Annotated in this window: 1 protein-coding gene; it reads right to left on the bottom strand. The window is 53.2% G+C overall.

The features are described from left to right. The coding region (locus EII23_RS12360; RefSeq protein ID WP_148091293.1) for an AAA family ATPase at positions 1–477 on the bottom strand (477 nt) is incomplete at both ends.

Genomic DNA, 477 nt, shown 5'->3' on the forward strand with positions numbered 1-477 from the left:
TCGTTCTCCACAGCAGACAGCATCATCAGCGTTTCAAACGTGGTAGCAATCTTGGACGAACCTCTGTATGCGTCTCCCTGTTTGTTGGTATGATGCACAAGAAGGCATGCCACATTCGCAGACTTGAGCTTTTGCAGAAAGATAACTGGCTTGTTGAAGGCATTCGCCGCGTTCTCATCGTCCAGTTCCGCCAGCGTGGACAGATTATCAAGGATAACAAGGTTGCAACCATCTTCGATAATGGCATGAAGCAGCGTATCGTTTCTGTCCTCGTCGGCAAGGTCGGTGAACGGTGCGTCAATCTCCTGATGCGAACGCGCCATGAACCGCAGATTCTTTCTGCTTTTCTCCGGGTCGAATGTTCCGGGCTGCGTCAGCACCTTGCCGCGCTGTATCATGGCTGCCCGCGCCTGAATATCGTCGAGGGGCATTTCACCGTCAACGTACAGTACTTTCCACGCCTCACCCTCTCCCGGC

Origin of the sequence: Desulfovibrio sp. OH1186_COT-070 (assembly GCF_003860215.1) — a bacterium.
GTDB lineage: Bacteria > Desulfobacterota > Desulfovibrionia > Desulfovibrionales > Desulfovibrionaceae > Desulfovibrio.